Below are 5089 nucleotides of genomic sequence, written 5' to 3' on the forward strand. Positions count from 1 at the left end.
TCTGCCGCCTGAGCGAGGAACTGGCCGCCTTCGGCTGCCAGGTGGAAAACCTGCCGGCCGGCGAACTCAAGGGCTGCGGCCGGCGCATTCGCTTCGAGGCGCCCTCCGGCCACCGCTTCGAGCTGTTCGCCGAGAAGGAGCAGACCGGCAAGTGGGGCGTTTCCGAGGTCAACCCGGAAGCCTGGCCGCGCGGCCTCAAGGGCATGAAGGCGACCCGCTTCGACCACTGCCTGCTGTACGGCGTCGCGCTGCCGGAAACCCTGCGCCTGTTCACCGAGGTGCTCGGCTTCAGCCTCGCCGAGCAGGTGCTCGACGATACGGGCAAGCGCGTCGCCCAGTTCCTCACCGTCGGCATGAAGGCCCACGACGTGGCCTTCATCCAGCATCCGGAGAAGGGCCGCTTCCACCACGCCTCGTTCTTCCTCGAGAGCTGGGAGGATGTGCTGCGCGCCGCCGACCTGATCAGCATGAGCAACACCTCGCTCGACATCGGCCCGACCCGCCACGGCCTGACCCACGGCAAGACCATCTATTTCTTCGATCCCTCGGGCAACCGCAACGAAGTGTTCTGCTGTGGCGACTACCACTACCCGGACCATCCGCCGGTGACCTGGACCGCCGACCAGCTGGGCAAGGCGATCTTCTACCACGACCGCCAGCTCAACGAACGCTTCCTCACCGCCCTGACCTGATCGTCCGCCTTGCACGTTTATCCACATATAGGCAGGCCTGTGCACGGGGTGTCGAGGAGGGTTTCGCCGAAATGAGCTTTCGATTTCTGCCTTCGCCCGGCCGCGACGATGGAGGCAACGCAGCGCAGCCAACGTCCGCTTACCCTTCAAACCGCCTAAGCGCCCCTTTTCAAGAGGAAAAGAACATGTCCCACGCAAACGATCAGAAGACCCAGATTCAGGCAGCCGTGCTGCGAGAGGCCGGCAAGGCACTGCAGATCGAGGAAGCCTGGCTGGAGGCCCCACGCCCGACGGAGGTTAGGGTGCGGGTGGTTGCATCCGGTGTCTGTCACACCGACATGGTGGTACGCGACCAGCTTTTCCCGACCCCGTTGCCCCTGATCCTAGGGCACGAAGGGGCGGGTGTTGTCGAAGCCGTAGGGTCGGCTGTCACCATGGTTTCGCCCGGGGATCACGTCGTGATGACCTACATGTCCTGTGGTTTGTGCCTGCCCTGCGAGACCGGACACCCGGCACACTGTTCCAATATGCATCCGCTCAACTTCGGGGGCGGGCGCCTTGATGGCAGCACTTCCAGCTGCAGCTGCGGCAGTGGGCAGCCCATCCACGACCATTTCTTCGGTCAATCGTCCTTCTCGACCTACGTGATTGCCAATGAGCGCAACGTTGTCAAGGTGCCGAAGGAGGCGCCGCTGGAGCTGCTTGGGCCTCTGGGCTGCGGCATACAGACAGGCGCCGGCTCAGTGCTCAATGCGCTGAAAGTCGAGGCCGGTTCCAGTTTCGCCGCGTTCGGCGCGGGCGCGGTGGGGCTCGCTGCGGTGATGGCGGCCAAGGTCGCCGGTGCCACCACCATTATTGCCGTGGATGTGACTCCGAGCCGGCTGGAGCTGGCCATGGAACTGGGCGCGACCCATGTGATCAACAGCCGGGAGCAAGATCCGGTGGAGCGAGTACGGGCCATCACCGGCAGTGGCGTGAACTACAGCCTGGAGTGCTCGGGGCGCGCCGAGGTACTGCGCCAGGCCATTGATGCGCTAACCATCCTGGGCACCTGTGGCATTGTCGGCGCGACCAAGGTCGGAACCGAAGTCGCTTTCAACATCAACGATGTGATGATCCCCGGCAAGCGCATCCAGGGCATCGTTCAGGGTGATGTGGTGGCCCATGCCTTCATTCCGACACTGGTGAACCTCTATCTGCAGGGGCGCTTCCCCTTCGACAAGCTCTGTCGGTTCTACCGCTTCGATGAAGTCAACCAGGCGATGGCTGACAGCGAAAGCGGAGTGACCATCAAGCCGATCCTTCGTATGCCCACTGACGCGGCGATCTGAATCAATCCAAGGTATGCATCATGACTGTTCAACTCGTAATCGATAACCAGAGGCGCGCCGCTTCTGACGGCAAGACCTACCAGCGGATCGACCCATTGAGCGCAGCCACTGTGAGCGTCGGCGCCGCCTGCAGCGTCGAGGATGCGCTGCGTGCCGCGGAGTCGTCGCAGCGGGCGTTTCGTAGCTGGTCCAGAACCGGACCGACCGAACGACGCCGCCTCTTGCTCGCCGCGGCCGACGCGCTGGAAGCGAAGATGGCGGACTTTTGTACGGTGATGGCCGAAGAGATCGGCGCTTCGCAGTTATGGGCGCAGTTCAACGTGGGGGCTTCAGCCAGTCTGCTACGTGAAGCCGCCGCGCTGACCACTCAGATCAAGGGCGAGACGATTCCCACCGACAAGCCGGGTACCGTGTCGATGACCTTGCGCCAGCCGGTAGGTACCGTACTGAGCATCGTTCCCTGGAACGGTCCGGTCATCCTCGGCGCGAGAGCTATCGCCTATCCCCTGGCCTGCGGCAATACCGTGATCTTCAAAGGGTCGGAAAGCAGCCCGCGCACCCATGCCTTGCTCGCCGAAGCCTTCTATGAGGCAGGCTTGCCGGCTGGCGTGCTGAACTTCCTGATCAGCGCGCCCGTGGACGCCGCGGCGGTGACCGAGGCGCTGGTGGCCCACGATACCGTGCGGCGTGTCAATTTCACCGGGTCGACCAAGATTGGCCGGATGATCGCCCAGACCTGCGCCAGTCACCTCAAGCGCTGTCTGCTCGAGCTGGGTGGCAAGGCGCCGTTCGTGGTTCTGGACGATGCCGACATCGACGGTGCGGTGAACGCGGCAGTGTTTGGCGCGTTTCTGTATCAGGGACAGATCTGCATGTCGACGGAGCGTTTCGTCGTCGACGAGGCGGTTGCCGATGCTTTCGTGTCGCGGTTCGCGCAACGGGTGCGGACACTCGAAACTGGCGTTCCGACGCAATCCGGCAGCTGTGTGATCGGTCCGATGATTGCCCAGGGCTCGGTGCTGCGAATCAATCAATTGCTCGACGATGCGATCGGCAAGGGCGCAACTATCGTGGTCGGCGGTCTCGCCGAAAGCGCTCTGATGGGGCCGACCCTGGTCGACCGGGTCACTCGCGAGATGGACATCTACGATGAAGAAACCTTCGGTCCGGTAACTACCATCGTTCGCGTCAAGGGCGCGGAGCAGGCGCTGGAAGTGGCGAACGATACGGCGTATGGCTTGTCGTCGTCGATTTTCAGTCGTGACGTGACCCGTGCCCTCGAATTGGCCAGCCGGCTAGACGCCGGATGCGTCCATATCAATGGCGCCACGGTACAGAACGAGCCACAGGCTCCCTACGGCGGCATGAAGAACAGTGGCTACGGTCGCTTCGACGGCAGCGCTGTCATTGACGAATTCACCGAAATCAAGTGGGTGACCGTCGAACCGTCCGACCAGCCTTATCCCTTCTGACCCTGAGGCCGGCGTGCTAACCCACCCCGGCCATTGCGTGTTCTAGCAATGGCGGATAGATAGCAGCGAATCCGTCTTCGTTGCTTCCCAAACATCAGTCACCGATTACAAGAATAACGTAGTGCAAAATGAATGAACTCATTGTGCGATCCAGGCTCGTGCCTGGACTTCTTGCTGTATGCATTGGCGCTTGTTGCAGTTCGCAAGCCTTGGCCACGGAGGGAGGGGGGTCGTCCTATCCGATGGGGGCGGAAAACTACATGACCGGGGCGATGCCACCTCCCGGGCTCTACACGCAAGTTTTCGTCCAGCACTATCACGCAGACCGGCTACGCGACGATCGGGGCCATCGTGCCGTTGACCACTTTGATCTCACCGCGAACGTCATAGCCCCGCGCCTTATCTGGGTCACAGAGCAAAACCTGTTTGGCGGAGATCTTGCCTTTCATGTGAATGTGCCGTTCGTAGACCTGAAAGTTGAAGTCAACAATCACCGTCAGCGACGCAGAGGTATCGGCGACATCATCTTCGGTCCCGCGTTGGGCTACCACTACACTGATCGCCTCCATGCCATCTACGCCGTCGATTTCTTCGCACCGACGGGGCGCTATGACCGTGATGATATCGCCAACCTCGGTCGCAATTATTGGGCAGTCCAGCCCATCGCTGCATTTTCCTATGTTGACCCGGCCGGCCTGAATGCTGATCTGAAGCTGATGTACGACTTCAACTTTCGAAACCCCGACACCGACTACCGTTCAGGCCAGGAAGCGCATGCGGACTATTCCATAGGCTGGGCGGTAGCCGATGGCTGGGTCCTAGGGATGGGGGGGTATATTTACCATCAGACGACCAAGGACGATCAGACCGGGCAAGACGTCGACGCCAACAAGGGCCGCGTATTCGCAATCGGCCCCTCGATCAAGTACAGCAATGCCGCTGGCTGGTTTGTCACGGCCAAATGGCAACAGGAGCAGGCGGTCAGAAACAGGGCCGAAGGCGAGGCGTACTGGCTGAAGTTGACCATCCCGTTGTGAGGGGTACTGCCAACGTTGTTGGCAGGTTGACGGAGATGAGGCGGCAATCCCAGCCATGAGACGAACCACCTTGCAGCACGACGCCCCTGCCACCGATGCCATTTCCTATGCCGGTTACCGCTTCCCTCCCGAGGTGATCGGCTATGCAGTGTGGCTGTACTACCGTTCACCTCTGAGCCTGCGCATGGTCTCGCGTGACATTCCGAGGCTGACTCTGCAGGCCGGCTGAACTCGGCCAGCATGCGCAACTCGACCGACGACGAGAAAATGATCGCGCTGATCATCAACGACCCGATCAGATCAGCCCCAGGCGCCCGGGCCGGGTCCGCGGCGACCACTGCAACTACCTGGGCTGCGATGATGAACACCCAGTGATCATCGGGGCCGGGCACGCCAAGAAGTGAGAGGCGGCAGGTTGTGCCGCCTCTTGGACGGAGGGCTCCTCAGAACAGCGAGAGCGGATACTGGACGATCAGCCGGTTGTCGTCGAACTTGTTGTTCGCCCCCCAGTCCCGGCGCACGGTCGAGTTTCGCCAGCGCAGGGTCATGCTCTTCAG

7 protein-coding genes are annotated in these 5089 nt (G+C 61.7%); 6 read left to right on the forward strand and 1 reads right to left on the reverse strand.

Translation table 11 applies throughout. The annotated features are described in order from the left end of the window. The 6 genes from BMY22_RS22545 to BMY22_RS25270 all read left to right on the forward strand — a co-directional run. Nucleotides 1-692 (forward strand): VOC family protein (locus tag BMY22_RS22545; protein WP_143068619.1); only part of this gene is annotated, 692 nt, incomplete at its 5' end. 185 nt (nt 693-877) lie between these two features. After that, nucleotides 878-2023, forward strand: a complete 1146-nt coding sequence (locus BMY22_RS22550; protein ID WP_090625540.1) for an NAD(P)-dependent alcohol dehydrogenase — start codon at nt 878-880, stop codon at nt 2021-2023. Between the two features lie 20 nt (nt 2024-2043). Beyond that, the gene (locus tag BMY22_RS22555) at nt 2044-3495 is read left to right on the forward strand and encodes an aldehyde dehydrogenase (protein WP_090625541.1); all 1452 of its coding nucleotides are present in this window, start codon (nt 2044-2046) and stop codon (nt 3493-3495) included. Between the two features lie 128 nt (nt 3496-3623). Further along, nucleotides 3624-4532, forward strand: a complete 909-nt coding sequence (locus BMY22_RS22560) for a SphA family protein (RefSeq protein ID WP_167363791.1) — start codon at nt 3624-3626, stop codon at nt 4530-4532. A gap of 55 nt (nt 4533-4587) precedes the next feature. Next, nucleotides 4588-4761: a hypothetical protein gene (locus tag BMY22_RS24550; protein WP_167363792.1), complete on the forward strand. Its 174-nt coding sequence runs from the start codon at nt 4588-4590 to the stop codon at nt 4759-4761. An 11-nt stretch (nt 4762-4772) separates the two neighbouring features. Then, nucleotides 4773-4907: a hypothetical protein gene (locus BMY22_RS25270; protein ID WP_279626393.1), complete on the forward strand. Its 135-nt coding sequence runs from the start codon at nt 4773-4775 to the stop codon at nt 4905-4907. A 68-nt stretch (nt 4908-4975) separates the two neighbouring features. Here the strand turns inward: BMY22_RS25270 and BMY22_RS22565 are convergent. Continuing rightward, nucleotides 4976-5089: OprD family outer membrane porin (locus BMY22_RS22565; RefSeq protein WP_143068620.1), on the reverse strand; the 114-nt coding region annotated here is incomplete at its 5' end.

Source organism: Azotobacter beijerinckii, from assembly GCF_900110885.1.
GTDB classification, from domain to species: domain Bacteria; phylum Pseudomonadota; class Gammaproteobacteria; order Pseudomonadales; family Pseudomonadaceae; genus Azotobacter; species Azotobacter beijerinckii.